This window comes from Variovorax sp. 22077 (assembly GCF_052044195.1).
GTDB lineage: Bacteria > Pseudomonadota > Gammaproteobacteria > Burkholderiales > Burkholderiaceae_C > Variovorax > Variovorax atrisoli.
The window spans coordinates 1-471 of record NZ_JBQEQC010000111.1; the positions used below are offsets into that span (position 1 = coordinate 1).

1 pseudogene is annotated in these 471 nt (G+C 66.7%); it reads right to left on the reverse strand.

Annotated features, from left to right (window positions below):
- Window positions 1–471: pseudogene (locus tag ACTJLF_RS34725) on the reverse strand (non-ribosomal peptide synthetase); the annotation flags it as partial.

Consider the following 471-nt stretch of genomic DNA (forward strand, 5'->3'; position numbering starts at 1 on the left):
TCTCCGAACACCAGTGCGGGGGCTTCAGGGTGCTGCTGCGCCTGGCGCTCGATCAAATGGTGAACGGGTTCCACTCCCTCGAAGCTATGACTGTTCTCGCTCCACGCCTTCAGCTGTTCTCGCTCGACCTGCGACATCACCTCCAGCTCGCGGATCGCCCGCGCAGGCTGCTGCGCCAGCGCCTGCACGAGTCCGCCGATGGCCATGTGCATGAAGTTGCAGATGCGCTGCGCATCCACGCTCTCCACGATCTGCGCCACCAAGGCGAAGCCGTCCCCGAGATCGTCCACCGACATCACGAACGGGTAGTTCGTGCGCTCCTCCGCGGACAGCACTTCCATGCCCTCCCAGGGGCGCACGGGCTCCCCTGCTGCCACGGCTGCGCCGTGGCGATAGTTCAGCAGCGCCGAGAACAACGGCGTGCCCCCCGGCAGCGCACTGCAGCGCTGTGCCAGCGACAGGTTCGCGTGC